Origin of the sequence: Aeromicrobium sp. IC_218 (assembly GCF_004336805.1) — a bacterium.
Classification (GTDB): domain Bacteria; phylum Actinomycetota; class Actinomycetes; order Propionibacteriales; family Nocardioidaceae; genus Aeromicrobium.
On record NZ_SJXM01000003.1, the window covers coordinates 187,812 to 212,452 of the forward strand.

General features: G+C 72.3%; 25 protein-coding genes. 19 read left to right on the forward strand and 6 right to left on the reverse strand.

From position 1 onward, the window contains the following. Nucleotides 1-100 precede the first annotated feature (100 nt). The 5 genes from E0W78_RS05025 (at nt 101) to E0W78_RS05045 (ending at nt 7,345) form a co-directional block, all read left to right on the forward strand. Nucleotides 101-1,324 carry a pyridoxal phosphate-dependent aminotransferase gene (locus E0W78_RS05025; protein WP_131402758.1) on the forward strand — a complete coding sequence of 408 codons (1,224 nt, stop codon included), beginning with the start codon at nt 101-103 and terminating at the stop codon, nt 1,322-1,324. Nucleotides 1,325-1,413: 89 nt separating this feature from the next. Further along, complete coding sequence (locus E0W78_RS05030; protein ID WP_131402759.1) at nt 1,414-2,406, forward strand: ATP-binding cassette domain-containing protein; 993 nt, start codon at nt 1,414-1,416, stop codon at nt 2,404-2,406. Further along, the gene (locus E0W78_RS05035) at nt 2,403-3,206 is read left to right on the forward strand and encodes an ABC transporter permease (RefSeq protein WP_131402760.1); all 804 of its coding nucleotides are present in this window, start codon (nt 2,403-2,405) and stop codon (nt 3,204-3,206) included. Before E0W78_RS05030 ends, E0W78_RS05035 begins: the two co-directional genes overlap by 4 nt. Nucleotides 3,207-3,326: 120 nt before the next feature. Beyond that, complete coding sequence (gene dnaE / locus E0W78_RS05040; RefSeq protein ID WP_131402761.1) at nt 3,327-6,854, forward strand: DNA polymerase III subunit alpha; 3,528 nt, start codon at nt 3,327-3,329, stop codon at nt 6,852-6,854. After that, entirely contained in the window at nt 6,851-7,345 is a 495-nt protein-coding gene (locus E0W78_RS05045; RefSeq protein WP_131402762.1) for a hypothetical protein, read from the forward strand. Before dnaE ends, E0W78_RS05045 begins: the two co-directional genes overlap by 4 nt. On the opposite strand, the gene ybaK is transcribed toward E0W78_RS05045, so the two are convergent. Next, nucleotides 7,346-7,819 carry a Cys-tRNA(Pro) deacylase gene (gene ybaK / locus E0W78_RS05050; RefSeq protein WP_131402763.1) on the reverse strand — a complete coding sequence of 158 codons (474 nt, stop codon included), beginning with the start codon at nt 7,817-7,819 and terminating at the stop codon, nt 7,346-7,348. 95 nt (nt 7,820-7,914) lie between these two features. Between ybaK and E0W78_RS05055 the strand changes: the two genes are divergently transcribed. The 5 genes from E0W78_RS05055 (at nt 7,915) to hisH (ending at nt 14,312) form a co-directional block, all read left to right on the forward strand. After that, entirely contained in the window at nt 7,915-10,620 is a 2,706-nt protein-coding gene (locus tag E0W78_RS05055; RefSeq protein ID WP_131402764.1) for a M4 family metallopeptidase, read from the forward strand. Nucleotides 10,621-10,704: 84 nt separating this feature from the next. Further along, nucleotides 10,705-12,000, forward strand: a complete 1,296-nt coding sequence (gene hisD / locus E0W78_RS05060) for a histidinol dehydrogenase (protein WP_131402925.1) — start codon at nt 10,705-10,707, stop codon at nt 11,998-12,000. A 7-nt stretch (nt 12,001-12,007) separates the two neighbouring features. Then, nucleotides 12,008-13,087, forward strand: coding sequence for a histidinol-phosphate transaminase (locus E0W78_RS05065; RefSeq protein ID WP_131402765.1), 1,080 nt, complete (start codon nt 12,008-12,010; stop codon nt 13,085-13,087). After that, the gene (gene hisB / locus E0W78_RS05070) at nt 13,084-13,683 is read left to right on the forward strand and encodes an imidazoleglycerol-phosphate dehydratase HisB (protein WP_131402766.1); all 600 of its coding nucleotides are present in this window, start codon (nt 13,084-13,086) and stop codon (nt 13,681-13,683) included. Before E0W78_RS05065 ends, hisB begins: the two co-directional genes overlap by 4 nt. Further along, the gene (hisH, locus tag E0W78_RS05075; protein ID WP_131402767.1) at nt 13,680-14,312 is read left to right on the forward strand and encodes an imidazole glycerol phosphate synthase subunit HisH; all 633 of its coding nucleotides are present in this window, start codon (nt 13,680-13,682) and stop codon (nt 14,310-14,312) included. The genes hisB and hisH overlap by 4 nt, the downstream gene beginning before the upstream one ends. Here hisH and E0W78_RS05080 read toward each other — a convergent pair whose 3' ends face one another. Beyond that, entirely contained in the window at nt 14,313-15,008 is a 696-nt protein-coding gene (locus tag E0W78_RS05080; RefSeq protein WP_131402768.1) for an alpha/beta hydrolase, read from the reverse strand. Nucleotides 15,009-15,227: 219 nt separating this feature from the next. Here E0W78_RS05080 and priA point away from each other — a divergent pair, with 219 nt between their 5' ends. Further along, a complete protein-coding gene (priA, locus tag E0W78_RS05085) occupies nt 15,228-15,953 on the forward strand; it encodes a bifunctional 1-(5-phosphoribosyl)-5-((5-phosphoribosylamino)methylideneamino)imidazole-4-carboxamide isomerase/phosphoribosylanthranilate isomerase PriA (protein WP_131402769.1) in 726 nt (241 codons plus the stop codon). Between the two features lie 75 nt (nt 15,954-16,028). Here the strand turns inward: priA and E0W78_RS05090 are convergent, their stop codons facing one another. Then, nucleotides 16,029-16,364 (reverse strand): hypothetical protein, encoded by a 336-nt coding sequence (locus tag E0W78_RS05090; protein ID WP_131402770.1) that lies wholly within the window; start codon nt 16,362-16,364, stop codon nt 16,029-16,031. Between the two features lie 53 nt (nt 16,365-16,417). On the opposite strand from E0W78_RS05090, the gene hisF reads away from it, so the two are divergent. Genes hisF through E0W78_RS05130 form a run of 8 tightly spaced genes read left to right on the forward strand, consistent with a single transcriptional unit; the run spans nt 16,418 to nt 23,083 of the window. Next, nucleotides 16,418-17,179 carry an imidazole glycerol phosphate synthase subunit HisF gene (gene hisF, locus E0W78_RS05095; protein ID WP_131402771.1) on the forward strand — a complete coding sequence of 254 codons (762 nt, stop codon included), beginning with the start codon at nt 16,418-16,420 and terminating at the stop codon, nt 17,177-17,179. Continuing rightward, complete coding sequence (locus tag E0W78_RS05100) at nt 17,169-18,983, forward strand: ABC transporter ATP-binding protein (RefSeq protein WP_131402772.1); 1,815 nt, start codon at nt 17,169-17,171, stop codon at nt 18,981-18,983. The genes hisF and E0W78_RS05100 overlap by 11 nt, the downstream gene beginning before the upstream one ends. Continuing rightward, complete coding sequence (locus E0W78_RS05105; protein ID WP_242686237.1) at nt 18,980-20,812, forward strand: ABC transporter ATP-binding protein; 1,833 nt, start codon at nt 18,980-18,982, stop codon at nt 20,810-20,812. The genes E0W78_RS05100 and E0W78_RS05105 overlap by 4 nt, the downstream gene beginning before the upstream one ends. Then, nucleotides 20,809-21,147 carry a phosphoribosyl-AMP cyclohydrolase gene (gene hisI / locus E0W78_RS05110; protein WP_131402773.1) on the forward strand — a complete coding sequence of 113 codons (339 nt, stop codon included), beginning with the start codon at nt 20,809-20,811 and terminating at the stop codon, nt 21,145-21,147. The genes E0W78_RS05105 and hisI overlap by 4 nt, the downstream gene beginning before the upstream one ends. Beyond that, the gene (locus tag E0W78_RS05115) at nt 21,144-21,731 is read left to right on the forward strand and encodes a Trp biosynthesis-associated membrane protein (RefSeq protein ID WP_131402774.1); all 588 of its coding nucleotides are present in this window, start codon (nt 21,144-21,146) and stop codon (nt 21,729-21,731) included. Before hisI ends, E0W78_RS05115 begins: the two co-directional genes overlap by 4 nt. A gap of 45 nt (nt 21,732-21,776) precedes the next feature. Further along, nucleotides 21,777-21,983, forward strand: a complete 207-nt coding sequence (locus E0W78_RS05120) for an HGxxPAAW family protein (RefSeq protein WP_131402775.1) — start codon at nt 21,777-21,779, stop codon at nt 21,981-21,983. 22 nt (nt 21,984-22,005) lie between these two features. Further along, nucleotides 22,006-22,656 (forward strand): RDD family protein, encoded by a 651-nt coding sequence (locus E0W78_RS05125; protein WP_131402776.1) that lies wholly within the window; start codon nt 22,006-22,008, stop codon nt 22,654-22,656. Between the two features lies 1 nt (nt 22,657). Next, on the forward strand, nt 22,658-23,083 hold the full coding sequence (locus E0W78_RS05130; protein WP_131402777.1) for a DUF2752 domain-containing protein: 426 nt from the start codon (nt 22,658-22,660) through the stop codon (nt 23,081-23,083). Nucleotides 23,084-23,148: 65 nt separating this feature from the next. Here the strand turns inward: E0W78_RS05130 and E0W78_RS05135 are convergent, their stop codons facing one another. From E0W78_RS05135 to E0W78_RS05145, 3 genes are all read right to left on the reverse strand, one after another. Next, nucleotides 23,149-23,523 carry a DUF4190 domain-containing protein gene (locus E0W78_RS05135; protein WP_131402778.1) on the reverse strand — a complete coding sequence of 125 codons (375 nt, stop codon included), beginning with the start codon at nt 23,521-23,523 and terminating at the stop codon, nt 23,149-23,151. Nucleotides 23,524-23,587: 64 nt separating this feature from the next. Then, complete coding sequence (locus E0W78_RS05140; protein WP_131402779.1) at nt 23,588-23,806, reverse strand: DUF4190 domain-containing protein; 219 nt, start codon at nt 23,804-23,806, stop codon at nt 23,588-23,590. A 169-nt stretch (nt 23,807-23,975) separates the two neighbouring features. Then, nucleotides 23,976-24,638, reverse strand: coding sequence for a hypothetical protein (locus E0W78_RS05145; RefSeq protein WP_131402780.1), 663 nt, complete (start codon nt 24,636-24,638; stop codon nt 23,976-23,978). Nucleotides 24,639-24,641: the final 3 nt, after the last annotated feature.

Genomic DNA, 24,641 nt, shown 5'->3' on the forward strand with positions numbered 1-24,641 from the left:
AGCGTGAACGGGACCGAGCAGCGGGGGTGACCCGCCGGGCTCGGGGGACGTGACGCACGTCCTGCCCGGGGGACGGGTGCGCAGTGCGACAATGAGGCGCATGACCCGTGCGCTGCAGCAGTCCGAGAAGCTGAGGGACGTCCTCTACGACATCCGCGGACCGGTCAGCGCCCGAGCCGCCCAGCTGGAGGCCGAGGGCCACCGCATCCTCAAGCTCAACATCGGCAACCCGCAGCCGTTCGGGTTCGACGCGCCCGCCGAGATCCTGCAGGACGTCATCGCCGCCCTGCCGGTCGCCCAGGGCTACTCCGACTCGCGCGGCATCCTGTCGGCCCGTCGTGCGGTCGTGCATCACTACCAGCTGCAGGACGGCTTCCCGGCCCTCGACATCGACGACGTCTGGCTGGGGAACGGCGTCTCGGAGCTGATCTCGATCGCGCTCCAGGCGCTGCTCGACAACGGCGACGAGGTGCTCATCCCGGTGCCGGACTACCCGTTGTGGACCGCGGTGACGAACCTGGCCGGCGGACGTCCCGTGCACTACCGCTGCGACGAGGACAACGGCTGGAACCCCGACCTCGAGGACCTCGCGTCCAAGATCACCGATCGCACCAAGGCGATCGTGGTCATCAACCCGAACAACCCGACCGGCGCCGTCTACTCGCGCCAGACGCTCGAGGGCATCGCCGAGCTCGCGCGCAAGCACGGCCTCGTGCTCATGGCCGACGAGATCTACGACAAGATCCTGTACGACGACGCCGAGCACGTGCCGCTCGCGAGCGTCGCGCCGGACGTCATGACGCTCACCTTCAACGGCCTGTCCAAGGCGTACCGCGTGTGCGGCTACCGCGCGGGCTGGATGGTCGTGTCGGGCCCGACCGACCACGCGTCCAGCTACCTCGAGGGCGTCAACCTGCTGGCGTCCATGCGGCTGTGCCCGAACGTGCCGGCCCAGCACGCGATCCAGGTCGCGCTCGGCGGCTACCAGTCGATCAAGGAGCTCATCCTGCCCGGCGGACGCCTGCTCGAGCAGCGCGACACCGCGGTGAACGAGCTGCGCAAGATCCCCGGCGTGAGCGTCGTGGCGCCGCGCGGCGCGCTGTACGCCTTCCCGCGGCTGGACCGCGAGATGTACCCGGTCAAGGACGACCAGCAGCTCGCGCTCGACCTGCTGATGAAGGAGAAGATCCTCATCACGCCGGGCACCGGGTTCAACTGGCCCGACCCCGACCACCTGCGCATCGTGACCCTGCCGTGGGCGCGCGACCTGGCCGAGGCGATCCAGCGTCTGGGCAGCTTCCTGTCGTCGTACGAGCAGGTCTGACGCCCCTGCGGTGAGTGGGTGGCGCAACCGTCCTCGACGGTTGTCAGACCCTGGTGTGAGCATGTGACGCAGACCACGAGGAGTCCGCGATGACCGACATGATCCGCGCCAGGGGACTGGTGAAGCGCTACAAGGAGGTCGAGGCCCTGGCCGGCCTCGACCTCACCGTGCCGCAGGGCACGGTGCTGGGCCTGCTCGGCCCCAACGGCGCCGGCAAGACGACCGCCGTGCGCATCCTGGCCACGCTGCTCGAGCCGGACGCCGGCTCGGCCGAGGTGGCCGGGGTCGACGTGCTGGCCGACCCCGACGGCGTCCGCAGCCGCATCGGCTTGTCCGGCCAGTACGCCGCCGTCGACGAGCACCTGACCGGCTACGAGAACCTCGAGATGGTGGGCCGCCTATACGGCATGAAGCGCGCCAGGGCCGGGGGCCGGGCGCGCGAGCTGCTCGAGCGCTTCGACCTGGCCGACGCGGGCGACCGCCCGGCCAAGACCTACTCCGGCGGCATGCGGCGCCGGCTCGACCTGGCCGGGGCGCTCGTCGCCGAGCCGCCCGTGCTCATCCTCGACGAGCCCACCACCGGTCTCGACCCGCGCAGCCGCCAGCAGATGTGGTCGGTCATCCGCGACCTCGTCTCGTCCGGGGCCACGCTGCTGCTGACCACGCAGTACCTGGAGGAGGCCGACCTGCTCGCCGACGACATCGTCGTCATCGACCACGGCCGGGCGATCGCCCAGGGCACCGCCGACGAGCTCAAGGCGCAGACCGGCGGTGAGCGCATCGAGGTCGTCGTCGCCGATCCCGCCCGGCGCGGCGACGCGGCGCAGGTGCTGGCCACGGTCGCGCTCGGCGAGGTGCAGACCGACGAGAACGGACGCGGGGTCACCGCGGCGGTCGAGGGCGACGGCGCCGGCCGGCTCATGACCGTCCTCGAGGGACTGCGCCGCGCCGGGGTCGACGTGCTCGACGTCGGCCTGAGGCGGCCCACGCTGGACGACGTGTTCCTGACCCTCACCGGACGTCCGGCGGAGGAGATCGCCGACGAGGAAGCCCGCACCGAGACCGAGGAGGTGGCCCGATGAGTGCCGTCCGCGTCGCCACCGACGGCTGGGTCGTGGCCAAGCGCAACCTGATCAAGATCAAGCGCGTGCCGGAGATCCTGGTCTTCGTCCTGCTCTCGCCGATCATGTTCGTGCTGCTGTTCGCGTACGTCTTCGGCGGCGCGATCGACCCGGGCGGCGGCGTGAACTACCGCGAGTTCCTCATCGGCGGCATCTTCGCCCAGACCGTGGTGTTCGGCGCCACGTTCACCGGCGCGGGCCTGGCCGAGGACATGCAGAAGGGCATCATCGACCGGTTCCGGTCGCTGCCCATGTCGCGCTCGGCGGTGCTGGTCGGCCGCACGGCGTCCGACATCGTCTACAACGTGCTGTCGCTCATCATCATGGCGCTGACCGGCCTGCTGGTCGGCTGGCGCATCCGCGAGTCGATGCTCGAGGCGCTGGGTGCGTTCCTGCTGCTCATCGTCTTCGCCTACGCGATCAGCTGGGTGATGGGCTACGTCGGCCTGCTGGTGCCGAGCGTCGAGGTGATCAACAACGCCTCGTTCATCGTCATCATGCCCCTGACCTTCGTCTCCAACGCGTTCGTGCCGCTGGAGTCGTTCCCGAGCGGGCTGCAGACGTTCGTGGAGTGGAACCCGGTCTCGTCGCTGACCCAGGCGGTCCGCGAGCTGTTCGGCAACACCAGCGACGCGGTGCCCGTCCCGGACGTCTGGAGCATGCAGAACCCGGTCCTGTACACGCTGATCTGGGTGGTGCTGATCCTCGTGGTCTTCGTGCCGCTGTCGATCCGCCAGTACCGGCTGTCGACGTCGCGGTGAGCGGGGCGCGCCTGCCGATCTCGTCGGTGCCCTGACGTAGGCTGGAGCCCTTCCCCGAAGCGCCCCGGCACACGCCCTGCGTGCCGTCGTTCGTCCCTGCCTGAGGAGGCCCTCGCACCCATGCCGAGCGACTCGTCCTTCGTGCACCTGCACGTCCACACGGAGTACTCGATGCTCGACGGGGCGGCGCGCCTGGGGCAGATGTTCGAGCGCACCGCGCAGCTCGAGATGCCGGCGATCGCGATGACCGACCACGGCAACGTGCACGGCGCCTACGACTTCTACGCCCAGGCCAAGAAGGCCGGCGTGAAGCCGATCATCGGCATGGAGGCCTACCTCACGCCCAACACCCACCGCAGCGAGAAGAAGCGGGTGCAGTGGAACAAGGGCGGGGGAGACGACGTCTCCGGCGGTGGCGCCTACACGCACATGACGCTGCTGGCGCAGTCCACCGAGGGCATGCACAACCTGTTCCGCATCTCCAGCCGGTCCAGCCTCGAGGGCTACTACTACAAGCCGCGCGCCGACCGTGAGCTGCTGGTTGAGCACGCCAAGGGCCTCATCGGCACCACCGGCTGTCCGTCGGGCGAGATCCAGACCTGGCTGCGCATCGGCAACTACGAGAAGGCGCGCGAGAGCGCCGCGGAGTTCCGCGAGATCTTCGGCAAGGACAACTTCTTCCTCGAGCTCATGGACCACGGTCTGAGCATCGAGACGCGGGTGCGTGACGGCCTCATGCGCCTCATGAAGGACCTCGACCTCCCGCCGATCGCGACCAACGACTCGCACTACTCCCACCCCGAGGAGTACAAGGCGCACGAGGCGCTCCTGTGCGTCCAGTCCGGCAGCAACCTCTCCGACCCGAACCGGTTCAAGTTCGACAGCCAGGACTACTACATCAAGTCCCCGGCCGAGATGCGCGAGCTGTGGGAGGACAAGCACGGCCTCAAGGAGGCGTGCGACAACACGCTGCTCATCGCCGAGCGGTGCGAGGTCGAGTTCACCGAGTCGACCGGCGGCTACATGGCGCGCGCCGACGTGCCGGACGGCGAGACCGAGGAGTCCTGGTTCGTCAAGGAGGTCTGGGCCGGCATCGAGCAGCGGTACCCCGGCGAGCGGCTGACCGACGAGGTCCGCGCCCGCGTCGAGATGGAGCTCGACGTCATCCGCACCAAGGGCTACTGCGGCTACTACCTGGTGGTCGCCGACTTCATCAACTGGTCCAAGGACAACGGCATCCGCGTGGGGCCGGGCCGTGGCTCGGGCGCCGGCTCGATCGCCGCCTACGCGCTGCGCATCACCGACCTGTGCCCGATCGAGCACGGCCTGATCTTCGAGCGGTTCCTCAACCCCGAGCGTCCCTCGATGCCCGACTTCGACATCGACTTCGACGAGCGTCGTCGCGGCGAGGTCATCCAGTACGTCTCCAACAAGTACGGCAGCGACCGCGTCGCGCAGATCGCCACCTTCGGACGGATCAAGTCCAAGCAGGCGGTCAAGGACGCCAGCCGCGTGCTCGACTACCCGTTCGCGATGGGCGAGCGCATCACCAAGGCGCTGCCGCCGGACATCATGGGCAAGGGCGTCCCGCTGGGCGACCTGTTCAACCCCGACCACAAGCGCTACGGCGACGGCGCGGAGTTCCGCGCGCTCTACGAGCAGGACGCCGACGTCCGCACCGTGGTCGAGACGGCCAAGGGCCTGGAGGGCCTGATCCGCCAGTGGGGCGTCCACGCCGCCGGCGTCATCATGTCCAGCGAGCCGCTCGTCGACATCGTGCCGATCATGAAGCGCGAGCAGGACGGCGCGATCATCACCCAGTTCGACTACCCCATGTGCGAGTCGCTGGGCCTGGTCAAGATGGACTTCCTGGGCCTGCGCAACCTCACGGTGCTCGACGACGCCCTGGTCAACATCAAGGCGAACCGCGACGAGGAGGTCGTCCTCGAGGACCTCCCGTTCGACGACCAGCCGACCTTCGACCTGCTCTCGCGCGGTGACACGCTCGGCGTCTTCCAGCTGGACGGCGGCCCGATGCGCGCCCTGCTGCGCAGCATGAAGCCGGACAAGTTCGCCGACATCTCCGCCGTCGGCGCCCTCTACCGGCCGGGCCCCATGGGCGCGGACTCGCACAACAAGTACGCCCGGCGCAAGAACGGGCGCGAGAACATCGACCCGATCCACCCCGAGCTGGAGGAGCCGCTCAAGGACGTCCTCGGCGAGACGTACGGCCTGATCGTCTACCAGGAGCAGGTCATGGCGATCGCCCAGGTGCTGGCCGGGTTCTCGCTCGGACAGGCCGACAACCTGCGCCGCGCCATGGGCAAGAAGAAGAAGTCCGAGCTCGACAAGCAGTACGCCGGCTTCCAGGCCGGCATGCTCGAGCGCGGCTACTCGCAGAAGGCGATCACCACGCTGTGGGAGATCCTGCTGCCCTTCTCCGACTACGCCTTCAACAAGGCGCACTCGGCCGCCTACGGCGTCGTCTCGTACTGGACGGCCTACCTCAAGGCCAACTACCCGGCCGAGTACATGGCCGCGCTGCTCACCAGCGTCCGCGGCGACAAGGACAAGTCGGCGGTCTACCTCAACGAGTGCCGCCGCATGGGCATCAAGGTCCTGCCGCCGGACGTCAACGACTCGGTCGCCAACTTCGCCTCCGTCGGCACCGACATCCGCTTTGGCCTCGCCGCCATCCGCAACGTCGGCGAGAACGTCGTGGCCGAGATCGTCGCGACCCGCGAGGACAAGGGCGCGTTCACGTCGTTCACCGACTTCCTGCAGAAGGTGCCCGACCGCGTCTGCAACAAGCGCGTGGTCGACTCGCTGATCAAGGCGGGCGGGTTCGACTCCATGGGGCACCAGCGCCGCGCGCTCGTCACCATCGCCGAGGACGCCGTCGACCAGTACGGCGTGCTCAAGAAGGGCTCGGACGTCCAGGACTCGCTGTTCGGCGGCACCGACGACGAGCTCGCTGGCGTCACGATCACCGTCCCGACGATCCCCGAGTGGGACAAGACCCAGCTGCTGGCCTACGAGCGCGACATGCTCGGCCTGTACGTGTCCGACCACCCGCTGCTCGGCCTCGAGCACGTGCTGCGCGCCAGCAGCGACTGCACGATCGGTGAGCTGAACGCCGACGCCGACCGCCCGGACGGCTCCACCGTGCGGCTGTGCGGCCTGGTGAGCGCGGTGTCCAAGCGCATGACCAAGAAGGGCGACACCTGGGCGATCGTCACCCTGGAGGACCTCGAAGGTGCGATCGACGTGCTCGTCTACCCCTCGGCGTACACGCTGGCCGGCCAGTCGCTCGTGCAGGACGCGATCGTCGTGGTCAAGGGCCGGGTCAAGCGCAAGGACGAGGGCCTGGAGGTCAGCGCGATGGAGGTGACCCAGCCGACGCTCAGCACGAGCGGCTCGGAGGGTCCGATCGTCGTCACGCTGCCGGTCGCCCGCTGCACCCAGGACACGATCGCCCAGTTCAAGCACGTGCTGGGCTCCTACCCGGGCACCGCCGAGGTCCACCTGCGCCTGCAGAGCGCGCAGGGCACCAAGCTCATGCGGCTCGATCGGGGCCTGCGGGTGACGCCGTCGTCGTCGCTGATCGCGGACCTCAAGGAGCTCCTCGGCCCGAGCTGCCTGTCATGAGGCGCCGTCCCGTCGCGAGCCTGCTGGTCCTCGCCGTGCTGCTCGGTGCCCTCGGCGGCGCGGTCTGGGCGGGCCTGGCCGACCCGGCGCGGCTCGAGGTGCGTGACCAGGGCATCGTCCTGACCGAGAGCGCCGCCACCGCGGCGATCGACGTCGTCGTGCTCTACCTCGGCGTCGGCGTGGTGCTGTGCGCGCCGCTCGGCGTCCTGGTCGCACGTCGTGTGCCGGGGCCGCGCGGCGTGGCTGTGACGATCATCGCCAGCCTGGTCGCCGCCGCGGTCGCGTACGCGGTCGGGCGCGTACTGGGCCCGCCCGACGCGGCGACCCTCACCGGCCTGGCCGCCGGCGACACCGTGCCGCAGCAGCTGGGCATCGGCAACGTCGTGCCCACCGTGGTGTGGGCGGCCGCCGGCCTGGTCGGGCTGCTGGCCGCGACCGCCGTCGGCGACCGCGAGCCCGAGACCGCGCCCGAGGTGCCCGTCCCGCGCTAGTCAGCGGGCGACGTCGGCCAGCACCGCGTCGGTCACGCGCTGCAGGTCCGCCGGCGACAGCTCGATGTCGAGCCCGCGGCGTCCGCCCGAGACGAGCACGGTGTCGTGCAGCTCGGCCGTCTCGTCCAGCACGGTGCGGTGCGCCTTCTTCTGGCCGACGGGGGAGATGCCACCCAGGACGTAGCCGGTGGCGCGCTGGGCGGCGGCCTTGTCGGCCATCTGCGCCTTCTTGCCGCCGAGCGCGGCGGCCATCGCCTTGAGGTCCAGCGAGCCGGACACCGGCACCACGCCCACGCACAGCTCGCCGTCGACGTCGACCATGAGTGTCTTGAACACCCGGTCGGGATCGACGCCGAGCGCCTCGGCGGCCTCCAGGCCGTACGACTCGGCGCGCGGGTCGTGGTCGTAGGGACGCTCGGTGAAGTCGATGCCCAGGCGCGTCAGCAGCGCGGTCGCGGGGGTGCCCGAAGCCATGGGCGTCACCCTAGCGACGTCCGATCCGGTCGATCCGGAGACCGACCGCGCCAGGCCCGACTAAGGTCGTGTCGCTCGACTCCGAAGGGAATCCCATGCCGTCCTCCGCCCTGGCCCGCGCCGTCGCCCTGGTCCTGGCCGCCTCGAGCCTGGCCCTCGTGCCGAGCACCGCGCAGGCGTCCGACCCGCTCACCAGCGACGCGGACGGGCCGGTGGAGGTCCAGCGCGACCGTGGCGGCCGGGTCTTCGCCTCGACCCGGGCCGGCGACAGCCTCGACAACCCGCGGGTCCGGTCGAGCACCTCGCCGCGCTCTGCGGCCCGCGCCCACCTGGACCGCTACGGTGCCGACCTCGGGGTCGAGGACGCCACCGACTTCGAGGTCGTGGCCACGACGCCGCTGGCGTCCGGCGGGGACGTCGTCCGCTCCCAGCAGCAGGCCGAGGGCCTGCCGGTGCTGGGCGGCGAGGTCGTCATGGTGCTCGAGGGTGACCGGTCGCTGGCGAGCGTCCAGGCCAGCGTCGTGGACGTGCCCGACGTCACCGGCCCGAAGGTCGGTCGCGCGGACGCCGAGGCCCGCGCCCTCGCCGTCGTGCGCAAGCACACTGACGGCGTCCGGGTGGTCTCGGCCCGTCGCGTGGTGCTCGACCCGACCCTGTTCGAGCTGCCGGCCGGTGCGGCCACCGCGTGGGAGGTCGAGGTCGGCAACGGGCTCGACGTCCGCCGCCACGTCTACGTCGACGACCGCACCGGCGGTGTCGTCCGTGTCGTGGACCTCGTCCAGCACCTCGACCGGGTGGTCTGCGACGCGGCCAACGTCCGGGGCGCCGCCGCGTCCTGCACGTCCGGCTTCGCCCGCCAGGAGGGGCAGCCGGCGACCGGCCGGACCGACGTCGACCAGGCCTACGAGCACGCGGGCGAGGTCGCCGCGCTCTACGAGTCGGCCGGCGTCGACCTGGCCGCGATGCTGTCGACGGTGGAGGGCGGGTCGCGCCTGGCGTCGACCGTGCGGTTCTGCGAGCCCGAGGACCCCACGCTCCCGGCGGAGCAGCAGGAGCCCTGCCCGTGGGTCAACGCCGCCTGGAACGGCAGCCAGATGCTCTACGGCCAGGACTACGCGGCCGCCGACGACGTGGTGGGCCACGAGATGACGCACGGCTTCGTGCAGCACACGTCCAACCTGTTCTACTTCGGCCAGCCCGGCGCGATCAACGAGTCGATGGCCGACGTCGTCGGCGAGCTGCTCGACCAGCGCCAGGGCACCGACGACGACACGGACTGGCACCTGGGCGAGGACCTGCCCGGCGGCGCGATCCGCAGCATGAGCGACCCGTCGGTGACGGGCGACCCCGATTCGACCGCGAGCCCGAGCTGGCACACGACGCCGGACGACGCCGAGGGCGTCCACGTCAACAGCGGCGTGGGCAACAAGACCGCCTACCTCGTCTCGCAGGGCGGCAGCTTCGGCGGCCAGACGATCACCGGCATCGACGCGGGCGACCCGACGCGGGCCAAGACCCTGCTGCTCTACCTCGACACCATCCGCTCGCTCGGCAGCGCCAGCGACTACGCCGCGCTCGGCCGCACGCTCGTCTCGGCGTGCCAGCGACTGGTCGGCACCCACGGCTTCACCACCGGCGACTGCTCACAGGTGCAGAAGGCCGTCGCTGCGACGCAGCTCGCGAAGCGGCCGGCCGCGCTGGGCAAGGACCCGTCCGCGTCGATGACCTGCCCCGACGGCGCCCGGCCGTCGGTCGTCCGCACGCTGAAGGACTTCGCGAGCCCGGCACCGGACGTGTGGCAGCAGGTTCCCCGGGACCCGTCGTTCGCCGTGCCGGCGCCGGGGGAGACGGCCTGGTACGCCGACGACTACGCGGCGATCGGCCAGGGAACCGTGCCGCTCATCACGCGGGGCGTCCGGCTGGACCCGCAGAAGCGCACGTACCTGTTCCTGGAGCACTGGTACGCCTTCGAGACCGACGCCGACACCGGCGCCCACTACGACGGCGGGATCGTCGACACGTCCAGCCCTGACACCCTGGCCGCGTCGCGCTGGGTCAACGGTCCGGGCGGCGTGCTGGCCGGCAGTGACGTGGTCGGCTTCGCCGGTTCCAGCCGCGGCTGGACGTCCAGCCGGCTCGACCTCACCGGCCTGCGTCCGAGCGGGTCCGGCACCGTCGACCTCGCCCTGGCGCTGAGCGTGGACGACAGCGGCTTCGAGCAGGGCTGGTACGTCCGTCAGGCCACGGTCTACGCCTGCCCGGGTGGACGTCTGTCGGCCGGAACCACTGCGGTGCAGGGGACGCCGCGCGTCGGCTCCCGGCTGACGGCGACGCCGCGGGCGTGGGGCCCTGGGCCGGTGGCGCTGTCCTACCAGTGGCTGCGGGGCAGCACCCCGATCGCCGGCGCGCGCCAGCGCACGTACGCGCCCACGACCCGTGACGTCGGTGCCCAGCTGCGCGTGCGCGTCACGGGCACCAAGGCCGGCTACGTCACCCGCACGGTCGTGTCCGGTGCCACGGGCCGGGTCCAGGGCGTCCTGGTGGCGAAGAGCCCGGCGGTGAAGGGCACGGCGAAGGTCGGCTCCCGCCTGCGGGCGTCCGTGCGGTGGACGCCACGCAGCACCCGGTCGACCTACCAGTGGCTGCGCAACGGCCGCGTGATCAAGGGGGCGACCCGGTCGACCTACCGGCTCGTGGCCAAGGACCGCGGCCGGCGGATCTCGGTGCGGATCACCGGCCGGGCGAAGGACCACGTGACCCGCACGGTGACGATCCGCGTCACGGGCAAGATCCGCCGCTGAGCCCGCGCCGCGGGCCGGCGTCCATCGCGTCGAGCGAGGGACGAGGGCCCGCGGCGGCCCCGGTAGGATCGACCGGTGCCCTTCCTGCGACAGATCGACCTGCGTCCCGTCGACGACCCCCGCGAGTACGCCGCCGCCGTCCCGCGCGGCGAGGTGGAAATCGACCATGCGCTGCAGGCCGTCGCGGGCATCTGCGAGCAGGTGCGCGCCGAGGGCGACGAGGCCGTGCTGGCGCTGGGGGAGCGCTTCGACGGCGTCCGCCCGGCGGCGCTGCGGGTCCCGGCCGAGCAGCTGATTGAGGCGCTGCGCACGCTCGACCCCGACGTGCGCGCCGCGCTCGAGCAGTCGATCACGCGCCTGCGCGCCACGTGCGAGGCCGAGCTCGAGCAGAGCGTCACGACGACGGTCGCGCCCGGCGCGGTGGTCGAGCGCCGCATCGTCCCGATGCAGCGGGTCGGCCTGTACGTGCCCGGCGGCCTCGCGCCGCTGATCAGCACCGTCGTCATGAACACGGTGCCCGCGCAGGTGGCCGGCGTCCCGTCCATCGCCATCGCCACGCCGCCCCAGGCCGAGTTCGGCGGAGCGCCACACCCGGCGATCCTGGCCGCGTGCGCGTTGCTCGGCGTCGACGAGGTCTACGCCGCCGGCGGCGCCCAGGCGATCGCGATGCTGGCCTACGGCACCGAGTCGTGCGCGCCGGTGAACCTGGTGACCGGGCCGGGCAACATCTACGTCGCCGCGGCCAAGCGTTTCGTCCGCGGCCAGGTGGCCATCGACTCCGAGGCCGGCCCGACCGAGATCGCGATCGTCGCCGACGACACCGCGGACGCGGCCTTCGTCGCCGCCGACCTGATCAGCCAGGCCGAGCACGACCCCATGGCCGCCTCGGTGCTCATCACCGACAGCGAGGCGCTGGCCGCCGCCGTCGAGGCCGAGCTCGAGACCCAGGTCGCCGCGACCAAGCACGCCGAGCGCGTCACCACCGCGCTGACCGGCCGCCAGTCCGGCGTCGTGCTCGTGCGCGACACCGACCAGGGCGTCGAGGTGGCCAACGCCTACGCCGCCGAGCACCTCGAGGTGCAGACCCGCGACGCCGCTGCGGACGCCGCGCGCGTCGTCAACGCCGGGGCCGTCTTCGTCGGCCCGTTCGCACCGGTCTCGCTCGGTGACTACGCGGCCGGCTCGAACCACGTGCTGCCCACGGCCGGCTGCGCGTGCCACTCCTCGGGCCTGTCGGTGCGGGCGTTCTGCAAGAACGTCCAGGTCGTCACGTACACCGAGGCCGCGCTGCGCGAGGTCGGCCACCACGTCGTGACGCTCGCCGAGGCCGAGGACCTGCCCGGTCACGGTGCCGCCGTCAGTGTCCGTACGGCGCGGTGACCGCGCGATGAGCGTCCCGGACTGGGTGCCGCTGCGCGACGAGCTGCGTGACGAGGAGCCGTACGGCGCCCCGCAGCTCGACGTCCCGGTGCAGCTGAACACCAACGAGAACCCGTACGGCCCGAGCGACGCGGCCGCGGACGACATCGCCGCCGCCGTGCGCGAGGTCGCCCTCGGCCTGAACCGCTACCCCGACCGCGAGGCCACGGCCCTGCGCGAGGGACTGGCCGACTACCTCGGCCACGGCCTGACGTCCGCGCACGTGTGGGCGGCCAACGGCTCGAACGAGGTCATGCAGCAGGTGCTGCAGGCGTTCGGCGGCCCCGGCCGCACGGCGCTGTCGTTCGCGCCGACGTACTCGATGTACCCCGAGTACGCCCGCAACACCCACACCCGCTGGGTGGCTGGACGCCGGCGTGACGACTTCGGCATCGACGTCGACGCCGCGCTGGCGCTCATCGAGGCCGAGCAGCCGGACGTCGTGGTGCTGACCAGCCCGAACAACCCGACCGGCACCGCGCTCGACCCGGCGCACACGCGCGCCGTCCTGGAGGCGGCGCCCGGCGTCGTGGTGGTGGACGAGGCCTACGCCGAGTTCCGCCGCGACGGGGTGCCCAGCGCGCTGGAGCTGCTCGCCGAGTTCCCGCGGCTGCTGGTGACGCGCACGATGAGCAAGGCGTTCGCCCTGGCCGGCGGCCGGCTCGGCTACGTGGCCGCCGACCCCGCGATCATCGACGCGCTGCGCATCGTGCGCCTGCCGTACCACCTGTCGGCGGTCTCGCAGGCCACGGCGGTCGCGGCGCTGCGTCACCGTGAGGAGCTGCTCGGCCAGGTCGACCAGCTGCGCCGCACGCGCGACGAGACCGGGGCCTGGCTCACCGAGCAGGGCTTCGAGGTGGCGGCGTCGGACGCCAACTTCGTGCTGTTCGGCCGGTTCGACGACCGGCACGCCGTCTGGCAGGCCGTCTTGGACCGCGGTGTGCTCATCCGGGAGACTGGACCCGACGGATGGCTGCGCGTGTCGATCGGCACGCCTGCCGAGATGGAAGCGTTCAAGCAGGCACTGACGGAGGTGGCTTCGAGATGACCCGTACGGCTCGCATCGAGCGAAAGACGTCCGAGTCCCACGTCGTCGTCGAGATCGACCTCGACGGCACGGGCCGCACGGACGTCGACACCGGCGTGGGGTTCTACGACCACATGCTCACGGCCCTGGGCCGCCACTCGCTGATCGACCTCACGGTCCGCAGCGTGGGCGACCTGCACATCGACGCGCACCACACCGTCGAGGACACCGCGATCTGCATCGGCGAGGCGCTGCGCGAGGCGCTCGGCGACAAGGCGGGCATCCGGCGCTACGGCAACGCGACGATCCCGCTCGACGAGGCCATCGCCACGTGCGTCGTGGACGTGTCGGGACGCCCGTACTTCGTGCACGCCGGCGAGCCGGAGCGGCAGATCACCGCGATCATCGGCGGCCAGTACGTGGGCTCTCTCACGTCGCACGTCCTGGAATCGATCGCGCACCACGCGGGGTTGACGATGCACATGACCCTCCTCGCCGGCCGCGACCCGCACCACATCGCCGAGTGCCAGTTCAAGGCCCTCGCCCGCGCGCTGCGCGAGGCGGTGGCCCTCGACCCGCGCGAGACCGGCGTGCCCAGCACCAAGGGAGCACTGTGACGGCGAAGGTCGCCGTCCTCGACTACGGCTCGGGCAACCTGCGCTCGGCCCTGCGCGCCGTCGAGCGCGCCGGGGCCGAGGTCGTGCTGACGACGGACCAGGACGTCGCGCTCGAGGCCGACGGCCTGCTGGTGCCCGGCGTCGGCGCCTTCGCCGCCTGCATGCAGGGCCTGCGCGAGGTCGACGGCGAGCGGCTCATCGAGAAGCGGCTCATCGCGAACCGTCCGGTCATGGGCATCTGCGTGGGCATGCAGATCCTGTTCGCCCAGGGCATCGAGCACGGCGTGCAGGCCGACGGCTGCGGCGAGTGGCCGGGCACCGTCGAGGAGCTGCAGGCCCCCGTGGTGCCGCACATGGGCTGGAACACCGTCGAGCCCGGCGCCGGGTCGCGGATGTTCGAGGGTCTGGAGGACGCGTCGTTCTACTTCGTGCACTCCTACGGCGTGCGCGAGTGGCTGCTCGAACCGCCGCCCGCGTTCCCGCAGCCGGTCGTCACCTGGACGTCGTACGGCCCGGAGCGCTTCGTGTCGGCGGTCGAGAACGGCCCGCTGTGGGCGACGCAGTTCCACCCGGAGAAGTCCGGCGACGCCGGCGCGCAGCTGCTGCGCAACTGGGTCGGAACGCTCTAGTCAGGCGGTCTCGGCGGCCGCGTCGAGCAGGATCTCGACCAGGTCGTCGGGCCGGGTGAGGTGCGGCCAGTGGCTGGTCGGCAGCCAGGCGACCTCGAGCTCGTCGTAGGCGTCGAGCTCGGCGGCCACACCCGGGTAGTCGCGCCGCCACTCGTCGAGCTGGGCCTCGTCGAACCCGGACGCGACCACCAGCGCGGGCACCGCGAACCGGCGTCCGGCCGAGAGGTCCCACCCGTCCCGCGCCACCTGGGCGGGGAACGGCACCGCCGCCTGCTCGATCTCGGCGCGGAGCTCGGGGGACAGGTCGCGCTGCTCGGGCTCGCTCAGCTCGTCCCACGAGAACGGCACCTCGTCGCCGGACGGATCCGGGCTGCCCGACGGGTCGAGCGGCATCGGCGACGAGTCGACGTAGACGGTCAGCCGCACGAGCTCGGGGTGCTCCTCGGTGACGACCTGCACCAGACGTCCGGCGAAGCTGCTGCCGGCGAGCACGACCGGCTCGTCGGCCGCGCGCACGGCGTCGAGCACCGCCTCGACGTGGTCGGCCAGCCGGACCCCGGTGCGGTCGTCGTCGGGACCGGTGCCGGGCAGGCCGGCCAGCAGCACCCGGTGGCCGCGCTGCTCGAGCAGCGGCACGAGGTGGCGCCAGGACGACGCGTCGAGCCAGAACCCGCGGACGAGCACGAAGGTGGCCATGCCGCCACGGTAGGCGCGTCCGCCGACATCGTCACCCACTCGCGTGGCGGTGAGTCAGCGGCCACCGAGCCTGTCGCCGGTGAGCCAGCGTCCACCGAGGCGCATCGTGTGGACGCCAGGTCACCGCCACCGAGGCCGCGTGGACGCCAGGTCACCGCCGACACGTCCACGGCGCGCACCGCGGCGGGGCGGGGGAGCGGTGGTCGGTACGATTCCCCGGTGACTCTCGAGCTCCTCCCCGCTGTCGACGTCGCCGACGGACAGGCCGTGCGCCTGGTCCAGGGCGAGCTCGGCAGCGAGACGACGTACGGTTCGCCCCTCGACGCCGCCCTGCAGTGGCAGAGCGACGGCGCGGAGTGGATCCACCTGGTCGACCTCGACGCCGCGTTCGGCAAGGGCTCCAACCGCGAGCTGCTCGCCGAGGTCGTCGGCCGCCTGGACGTCAAGGTCGAGCTCTCCGGCGGCATCCGCGACGACGCCTCGCTCGAGGCCGCCCTCGCGACCGGCTGCCGCCGCGTCAACCTCGGCACCGCCGCGCTCGAGAACCCCGCGTGGTGCGCCAGCGCCGTGGCCCGCTTCGGCGACCAGATCGCCGTCGGCCTGGACGTCCGCGGACGCACCCTGGCCGCGCGCGGCTGGACGCAGGACGGTGGCGACCTGTTCGAGGTGCTCGAGCGGCTCGAGCGCGACGGCGTCTCCCGCTACGTGGTCACCGACGTCACCAAGGACGGCACCCTGCAGGGCCCGAACCTGGACCTGCTGCGCCAGGTCTGCGAGGTCACCGACAAGCCCGTGGTCGCCTCCGGCGGCGTCTCGAGCCTGGACGACCTGCGCGCCATCGCCTCGCTCACCGGCACCGGCGTCGAGGGCGCCATCGTCGGCAAGGCGCTCTACGCCGGCGCGTTCACGCTGCCCGAGGCGCTCGCCGCCGTCGCCGAGGCCTGAGCCCGGCCGAACCCGTCCGACGACCCCTCCGGCCCCGCGGCCGGAGGGGTCGTCCGCGTCCGAGGCCGCGGCGCCCTAGAGCAGCAAGTCCCAGGCGGTCCGCACGAGGGCGTACAGGCCGTACCCGGCGCAGCCGAGCAACGTGAGCATGACGATCAGGCCGACGTAGTCCGAGAGCGCCCACGCCTCGTCCTCGTCCTCCGGAGCGGGATGAGGGAGCTCGCGCGTCGCGAGGTGCTCGGCCGCGTGGGCCTGCGAGCAGAAGCGCAGGTCGAGACGGTTCCCCGAGACGATCCACGAGTCGTCCCACTCGTCGGCGTCCACCCCGCGGCGGACCGTCAGAAGCAACGCGCCCTCGGTCTCGGGGTCGAACAGCTCACGGCACTCGTCGCAGCGCTGGGTCATCGGCACGGCCAGACCCTAGCGGCGCGGGGACCGTCGGTGGCCAGCGGTAGATTGCTCGGGTGTCTCTCGCCGTCCGTGTGATCCCCTGCCTCGACGTCGACGCCGGCCGCGTCGTGAAGGGCGTCAACTTCGTCGACCTGGTGGACGCCGGTGACCCGGTCGAGATGGCCAAGGTCTACGACGCCGAGGGCGCCGACGAGCTGACCTTCCTCGACATCACCGCGTCCTCCGACGACCGGTCCACGACCTTCGAGGTCGTCGGCAGCACCGCCGAGCAGGTGTTCATCCCGCTGACGGTCGGCGGCGGCGTGCGCGAGGTCGACGACGTCAACCGCCTGCTGCGGGCCGGCGCCGACAAGGTCGGCATCAACACCGGCGCCATCGCTCGTCCGGAGGTCATCGCCGAGATCACCGGCCGGTTCGGCAACCAGGTGCTGGTGCTCAGCGTCGACGCGCGGCGCAGCGACGAGCAGCCCAGCGGCTACGAGGTCACCACCCACGGTGGTCGCCGCTCGGCCGGCCTGGACGCCGTGGAGTGGGTAAAGCGGGCCGGCGAGCTCGGCGTCGGCGAGGTGCTGCTGAACTCCATGGACGCCGACGGCACGAAGCAGGGCTTCGACCTGGAAATGATCCGGGCGGTCCGCAGCGTTACGAGAGTGCCGCTCGTCGCGAGCGGCGGTGCCGGACGGCTGGAGCACTTCGCCCCCGCCGTGCACGCCGGGGCCGACGCCGTGCTTGCCGCCAGCGTGTTCCACTTCGGCGAGCTGACCATCGGACAGGTGAAGGACAGCCTGCGCCGCGAAGGAATCCATGTCCGTTGACACCGCGGCGCCCGACGACCTGACGGGCACCGACGACCGCATCATGCGGCGGGGCTTCGGCCTGCTGGGCCGCGGCATCGTCGCCGAGAAGTGGTGGTTCACCGTCTCGGTCGTCGGCAGCCTGCTGTACGGCGCCATGACGGTCGCGGACGCGTGGGTGCTCGGCTGGGCGACCGACCACGTGATCCGCCCCTCCTTCGAGCGCGGCGACGTCGCCGAGGGTGCCCTGTGGACGTCGGTGTTCCTGTTCATCGGCGTCGCGGTGCTGCGTGCGCTGGGCATCGTCGGCCGCCGGCTCGTCGGCGGCCTGGTCTACTACCGGCTCATCGCCGACTACCGGCGCCGCGTCACCCGCCAGTACCTCTCGCTGCCGATGTCGTGGCACCACCGCCACCCCACGGGCCAGCTGCTGAGCAACGCCAACGCCGACGTCGAGGCCACGTGGGCAGTCTTCATGCCGCTGCCGATGGCGCTGGGCGTCGTCGCGATGCTGCTCACCGCGATCGTCGCCATGGTCGAGGCGGACGTCGTCCTCACCCTCGTCGGCCTCGTCGTGTTCCCGGCCCTGTTCGGCATCAACGTCTTCTACCAGCGCTGGCTGTCGCCCAAGGCCGCCCGCGCCCAGTCGCTGCGCGGCGACGTCAGCGCGGTCGCCCACGAGTCGTTCGACGGCGCCACGGTCGTGAAGTCCCTGGGCCGCGAGGCCGACGAGACCGAGCGCTTCCGCGCCGCCACCGAGCGCCTGCGCGACGCCAACATCGAGGTCGGCCGCATCCGCAGCGTCTTCGACCCGCTGCTCGAGGCGCTGCCGAACCTGGGCATCCTGCTCGTCATCGTGCTCGGCGTCGGCCGGGTCGCGAGCGGCGCCGCCGAGCCCGGCGACGTCGTCCAGGTGGCCTACCTGTTCACCGTGGTCGCGTTCCCCGTGCGGGCGATCGGCTGGGTGCTGGGCGAGCTCCCTCGCAGCGTCGTCAGCTGGGACCGCGTCGACAGCGTCCTGGCCGCCACGGGCTCGATGCAGTACGGCGACCGCACGCTCCCGGGTGCCGGCGCCGTCCAGCTCGACCTGCGCGACGTCACCTACACGTTCCCCGACGCCGATCGGCCGGTGCTGTCGCACCTCGACCTGCACGTCGGACGCGGCTCGGTCACCGCCGTCGTCGGCTCCACCGGCAGCGGCAAGAGCACGTTGACCTCGCTGCTCGTGCGGCTGGTCGACCCTGAGCAGGGCCGGGTCGAGCTCGACGGCGTCGACGTGCGCACCCTGACCCACGACGACCTCGCCGCCGCGGTGGCGCTCGTGCCGCAGTCGACCTTCCTGTTCGACGACTCGGTGCGCGAGAACGTCACGCTGGGCTCCGAGCACGTCGACGACGCCACGGTCTGGGACGCGCTGCGCACCGTCCAGGCCGAGGACTTCGTGCGCGCGCTGCCCGACGGCCTCGACACCCAGCTGGGGGAGCGTGGCACCACGCTGTCCGGCGGCCAGCGCCAGCGGCTCGCCCTGGCCCGCGCCCTCGTGCGCCGACCCCGGCTGCTCGTCATGGACGACGCCACCAGCGCGCTCGACCCCGACGTCGAGCGACGCATCCTGTCCGAGCTCGCCGCGCGCACGTCCGACGGCACCGGGCCGACCGTGCTCGTCGTCGCCTACCGCAAGGCCACGATCGCCCTGGCCGACGAGGTCGTCTTCCTGCAGGCCGGACGCATCGCCGACCGCGGCCCCCACCACGAGCTCGTCGTCCGGTCCGCGGCCTACCGCGACCTCGTCGACGCCTACGACCAGGCCCGGGAGGCGCAGTGACCACCACGACCGCCGAGCGCCGCACCGCGGCGCCCGCTCCCGCCACCGAGGCGCACGAGGTGACCGGCTGGGCCGTCCTGCGTCGCGGCCTCGCCCTCTCGCCGCAGGTCATGGAGGGCCTGGGCGTCACGCTGCTGCTGGCCCTGCTGAGCACGGTGGGCGCCTCGGTCGTCCCGATCGTCGTGCGCGCCGCCATCGACGACGGCCTCGGCGACGGCTCGCAGATGGACGAGGGCCGGATCTTCCTCTACGCCGGGCTCACACTGGTCGTCGTCCTCCTGACGGCCGGCGCCGGCTACGCGATGCGCGTGCGGCTGTTCACGCGCAGCGAGGTCGCGCTGTCCGACCTGCGCGTCCGGGCCTTCCGGCACGTCCACGACCTGTCGGTGCTGACGCAGAGCAGCGAGCGCCGCGGCGTGCTCGTCTCCCGCGTGACGTCCGACATCGACCAGATCTCGCTGTTCCTGCAGTTCACCGGCGTGATGATCGTGGTCAGCGTCGGGCAGATGCTCGTGGCGACGATGATCATGGCCTACTACTCGTGGCAGCTGACGCTCGTCGTGCTGGTCTGCTTCCTGCCGCTGTGGCTCTCGCTGACGCTGTTCGCCAAGCACATGAGCCGGGCCTACGACACCGTCCGCCGCACCGTCGGCGAGATGATCGCGGTCATCGCCGAGCCCGTGGTCGGCGCCTCGGTCGTCCGCTCGTACGCCATCGAGCGCCGAACCCAGCGCCGCGTCGACGCCGGCATCGACCGCAACTACCGCGCGAACATCCGCGCTCAGAGCATCGTCGCCGTGACGTTCGCGTCCGCCGGCGTCGCGGGCGGCCTGGCCAACGCCGGCGTCATCGCGCTGGGCGTGGTGCTCGGCGTGGCCGGCGGCCTGTCCATGGGCACCGTCATCGCCTTCGCCTTCCTGGTCGGCCTGTTCGTCGGCCCGGCGCAGCAGGCGACCCAGGTCATCACCGACGCGCAGAACGCCATCGCGTCGTGGCGCCGGGTCATCGCGCTGCTCGACACCCCGGCCGACGTCGTCGACCCGGGGGAGCGTGGCACGACGATCCCCGACGAGCCGCTCGGCGCCCGCTTCGCCGACGTGGCCTTCGCCTACCCCGGCGGCCCGCGCGTGCTCACCGACGTCGACGTCGAGATCGCGCCGCGCCAGCGGGTGGCGGTCGTGGGCGAGACCGGCTCGGGCAAGACGACCTTCGCCAAGCTGCTCACCCGGCTGATGGACCCGGTCGAGGGGGCCGTCCTGCTCGGCGGGGTCGACCTGCGCGACGTCCCGTTCAGCGACCTGCGCCGCCACGTCGTGATGGTGCCGCAGGAGGGCTTCCTGTTCGACGCCACGCTGCGCGAGAACCTGCAGTACGGACGATCCGGCGCCACCGACGCCGAGCTGGAGACCGCGTTCACCGACCTCGGCCTGGCCGACTGGTACGCCGGCCTGCCGCAGGGGCTCGACACGCCCGTCGGCCAGCGCGGCGAGTCGCTGTCGGCCGGCGAGCGCCAGCTCGTCGCGCTCGTCCGCGCCGCCCTGGCCGACCCGGCGTTCCTGGTGCTCGACGAGGCCACGAGCGCGGTCGACCCGCAGACCGAGCTGCGCGCCACGCGGGCGCTCGACACCCTGCTGTCCGGGCGCACGAGCGTCACCATCGCGCACCGGCTCAGCACCGCCGAGTCCGCCGACCGCGTGCTCGTGTTCGACGCGGGCCGCCTCGTCCAGGACGGCAGCCACGCCGAGCTGCTGGCCGAGGGCGGCGTGTACGGGCGGCTGCACGCCAGCTGGGTCGCCCAGTCGAACCTGCCTGGGAGGATGGACGCGTGAACGACCTCGACCCCGCCGTCGCCGAGCGGCTCAAGCGTGACCCGAACGGGCTCGTCCCCGCCGTCGTCCAGGAGGCGTCCACCAAGGACGTCCTGATGCTGGCCTGGATGGACGACGAGGCGCTGCGCCGCACGCTCGAGTCCGGCCGTGCGACGTACTGGAGCCGCAGCCGGCAGGAGTACTGGGTCAAGGGCGAGACCTCCGGGCACGTCCAGCAGGTGCGCGAGGTGCGGCTCGACTGCGACGGCGACACGCTCCTGCTCGTCGTCGACCAGACCGGCGCCGCCTGCCACACCGGCGACCACACCTGCTTCGACGCGGACCGCCTGGCATGAACGCCCGCCGGCTGTACGGCCCGGTCGTCCTGGCCCTCCTCGCCGTCGGCGGCCTGGCCTTCCTCGGCGCCACCCGCGTGTGGGCCGAGGCGACGGTCGAGGCGGACGGGCTGCTGCCCGACGACGTCTCGGTCACCGGCCGCGACGTCGCCCCGGCGGCCGCCGCGCTGGCCCTCGTGGTCGTCGCGGCGTCCCTCGCCGTGCTGGCCGCCTCCGTCCGGGTGCGTCGCGTCGTCGGCGTGCTCGTCGTCGTGGTCTCGGTGCTCGCCTGCGTGCTGGTGCTGACCGCCGACGTCACCGGCAGCGCGTTTACGCAGGCGGTCGAGGAGTCCACGGCCTACACCGGCACCAACGACCCCGACGTCGTCGTCGAGTCCGTGTGGCGGCTCGTGACCGCGGGGGCGTTCGTGCTCGCGGCCCTGCTCGGCGCCGTCGTCGCCGCGCTGGCCGGACGCTGGCCCACCATGGGCCGACGCTACGACGCGCCGGCCGCGCACGGCCCCGACGACCGGGTCGCCACCGAGGACGCCTCGCCCGCCGACCTCTGGAAGGCGCTCGACGAGGGCCGCGACCCGACGCAGTAGGCTGTGGCCGCACGCATGCACGCACCGCCACTCGAGGAGAGACCCATGCACCACGGCTCCACCCCCGCCGCCTGGACGGCCGTCATCATGGCCCTGGTCGGCCTGACGATCGGTGGCGTCGGACTCGTCCCCGAGCCGAACTGGGTGATCTTCTGGATCGGTGTCGGCGTGACCATCGCGGCTGGCATCGTGGGTCCGGTCATGTCCGCGGCCGGTCTGGGCGCCAAGCGCGCCGAGGCCGACCACCACTGATCTCGCGACTCCGAGGAGCCCGATGACCGACGGCCCGCAGTACCCCTCGTACCCCGGCGACCCGCAGCAGCCGGGGCAGACCCCGCCGCCGCAGCAGGGGGGCTACCCCCAGCAGCCCGGACCGCAGCAGCCCGGCACGTACCCGCAGGGCTACGGCCAGCAGCCCTACCAGCCGGCTCCGCCGCCGCAGGGCTACGGCTACCCGGCGCACCCGTACGCCGGCTGGTGGTCGCGCGTGGGCGCCGTCATCCTGGACTCGCTGGTCACGCTCGCCGTCATGCTCGTGCCGCTGGTGATCGGGCTGATCATCCTGTTCTCGACCGCCGAGACGCAGACGCGGCTCGACGGCACGGAGGAGATCACCGACGCCGGCAACCCGCTCGGCGTCATCCTCATCGTCCTGTCGTTCGTCGTGGCGTTCGCCTTCACGATCTGGAACTCGATCGTGCGCCCCGGCCGCACCGGGCAGAGCCTGGGCAAGCAGTGGCTGGGCATCAAGATCGTCCGCGAGAACGACGGCCAGCCGATCGGCGTCGGCATGTCGTTCCTGCGCTACATCATGTACTCGATCTTCGTGAACGCGTGCTTCCTGGACGTCCTGTGGCCGCTGTGGGACGCGCGCAAGCGCACCTGGCACGACATGGTCGTCAGCTCGGTCGTCGTGCGCGCCTGACATGAGCACCGTCTCCACCCGTGACGCCCGTTGGTCCGCCCTCCGCGGACCGGCGGGCGTCGCCGTCGGCGGGCTGGCGCTGGGCGTCCTGCTGCACGTGCGCGACCCGCACGACTCCGGCTCGTACGGCTACTGCCCGTTCCTGCTGCTCGGCGACCGGCCGTGCCCGGGTTGCGGGGGGCTGCGCGCGGCGAACCTGCTGACCAACGGCGACGTGGTCGGGGCGATCTCCAGCAACCTGCTCGCCGTGGTGCTGGTCGGTGTCCTCGCGGTGGCGTGGGTGGTGTGGGTCGTACGGCGCTGGCGGGGCGAGCACGGCGCTCGGATGATCGTCCTGAGCGGCCGCGCGGGGGCCGTCCTCATCGCCGCGGTCGTCGCGTTCGGCATCGTCCGCAACCTGCCGTTCGGGGCCTGGCTGGCACCGTGATCGACCCCGAACGAGAGGACCCCCGGCACCACGAGGTGCCGGGGGTCCTGTCGTACGAGGGACGGTCAGTTGCCGACGACCGCCAGGTTGATCACGATGCCGGCGATCCACAGGACGATGGCGACGATGCCCAGGACCAGACCCGCGGTGGCCATGCCGGCCCCGGTCTGGCGTCCGCCGCTGGCGGCGATCTCCTTCTTCGCAGTGTTCGACAGCACGATCGCGACGATGCCGGCGATGCCGCAGCACAGCAGCCCGACGATGCCCAGGATCATCGACCACAGCGCCTTCTTGTTCTGCTCCGGCGGCGCGCCGTAGCCACCGTCGCCGTAGCCGTACCCACCGGGCGGCGGCGGGGGGACGTCCCCTCCGGAGCCGTAGGGCGGAAGCCCACCGGGCTGGTTCGGGTCGTTGCTGAAAGGCGGCTCGTTGGTCGTCATGCGCGCGAGCGTAGTGAACTCCGCGGGCCGGCGCGCGCTGCGACGCGCGTCCGTGGACGATCGCTCAGAGCGTCAGCACCAGGTCGAGACCGTTGATCGCCATGGAGACGACGGTGCCCAGGAGGCCGACCGCGCCCAGCACGATGCCGGCGAGCGCCATGCCGCCACCGTCCTGGCGCCCGCCGGACGCGGCGACCTCCTGGCGCGCCAGCACACCGAGCACGATCGCTGGCACGCCGAGCAGGAAGCAGCAGCAGACCAGGCCGACGATGCCCAGGATCATCGACCACAGCGCCTTCTTGTTCTGCGCGGGCGGTGCGGGCCAGCCAGCTCCCGTCCAGCCGGCACCGTGGGGTGGCTGCGGCGACTGCTGGGGCGGCAGCCAGCCGTACGGCGGCAGGTCGGTCGCGGTCGCCCTCGCCGGGCGGCTCGTGGTCGGTCACCGGGGGAGCCTACTGAGCGGCGGACGGGACGTCCGGCGTCCGGGTGAACCACAGGTAGGCGTGGCCCCAGGCGCCGTAGACGACCGGCAGGGCCAGCACGAGGCCGACGCACGCCACGAGCACCCCGGCCAGCACGATGCCGAGCGTCAGCAGCATGAGGCTGACGACGTCGCCGAGGTGCTGGACGACGAGCTCGCCGCTGCGGCGCACCGCGTCCACCGGTCCGAGCCGCTCGACCAGGACGACGTAGGGCGTGAACCCGGTCAGCACCGCCACGGCCACACCGGGAAGCACGCACAGCAGGGTGCCGACCGTCGTCATCGTGGCCACGAGGAGCCCGGTGAGCACCACGTCGGGCAGGGGGAGCGACCGCGCGGCACGGACGACGTCGAAGTCGTGTCCGTCCAGCGCGTCCAGGCCCGCTCGCACGAGTACCGCGGCCAGCACCTGCCAGAACGCGACGAGGACGATCGCCCAGCACGCCCAGGCGATGCGGCTCGTGCCGGCGACGGCCTGCACGCCGGCCACCGACAGCACCCCGGCGAGCACCACGAGCGCGCTGCCGCCGACCACACGGGCCGGGTCGGCCGCCACGACGCGCCAGGCCGCGGCGAGCGAGTCGAACGGCTCCAGCTCGGGCGGGGGAGGCGCGGCGGGCGGGTCGGAGGCCATGGC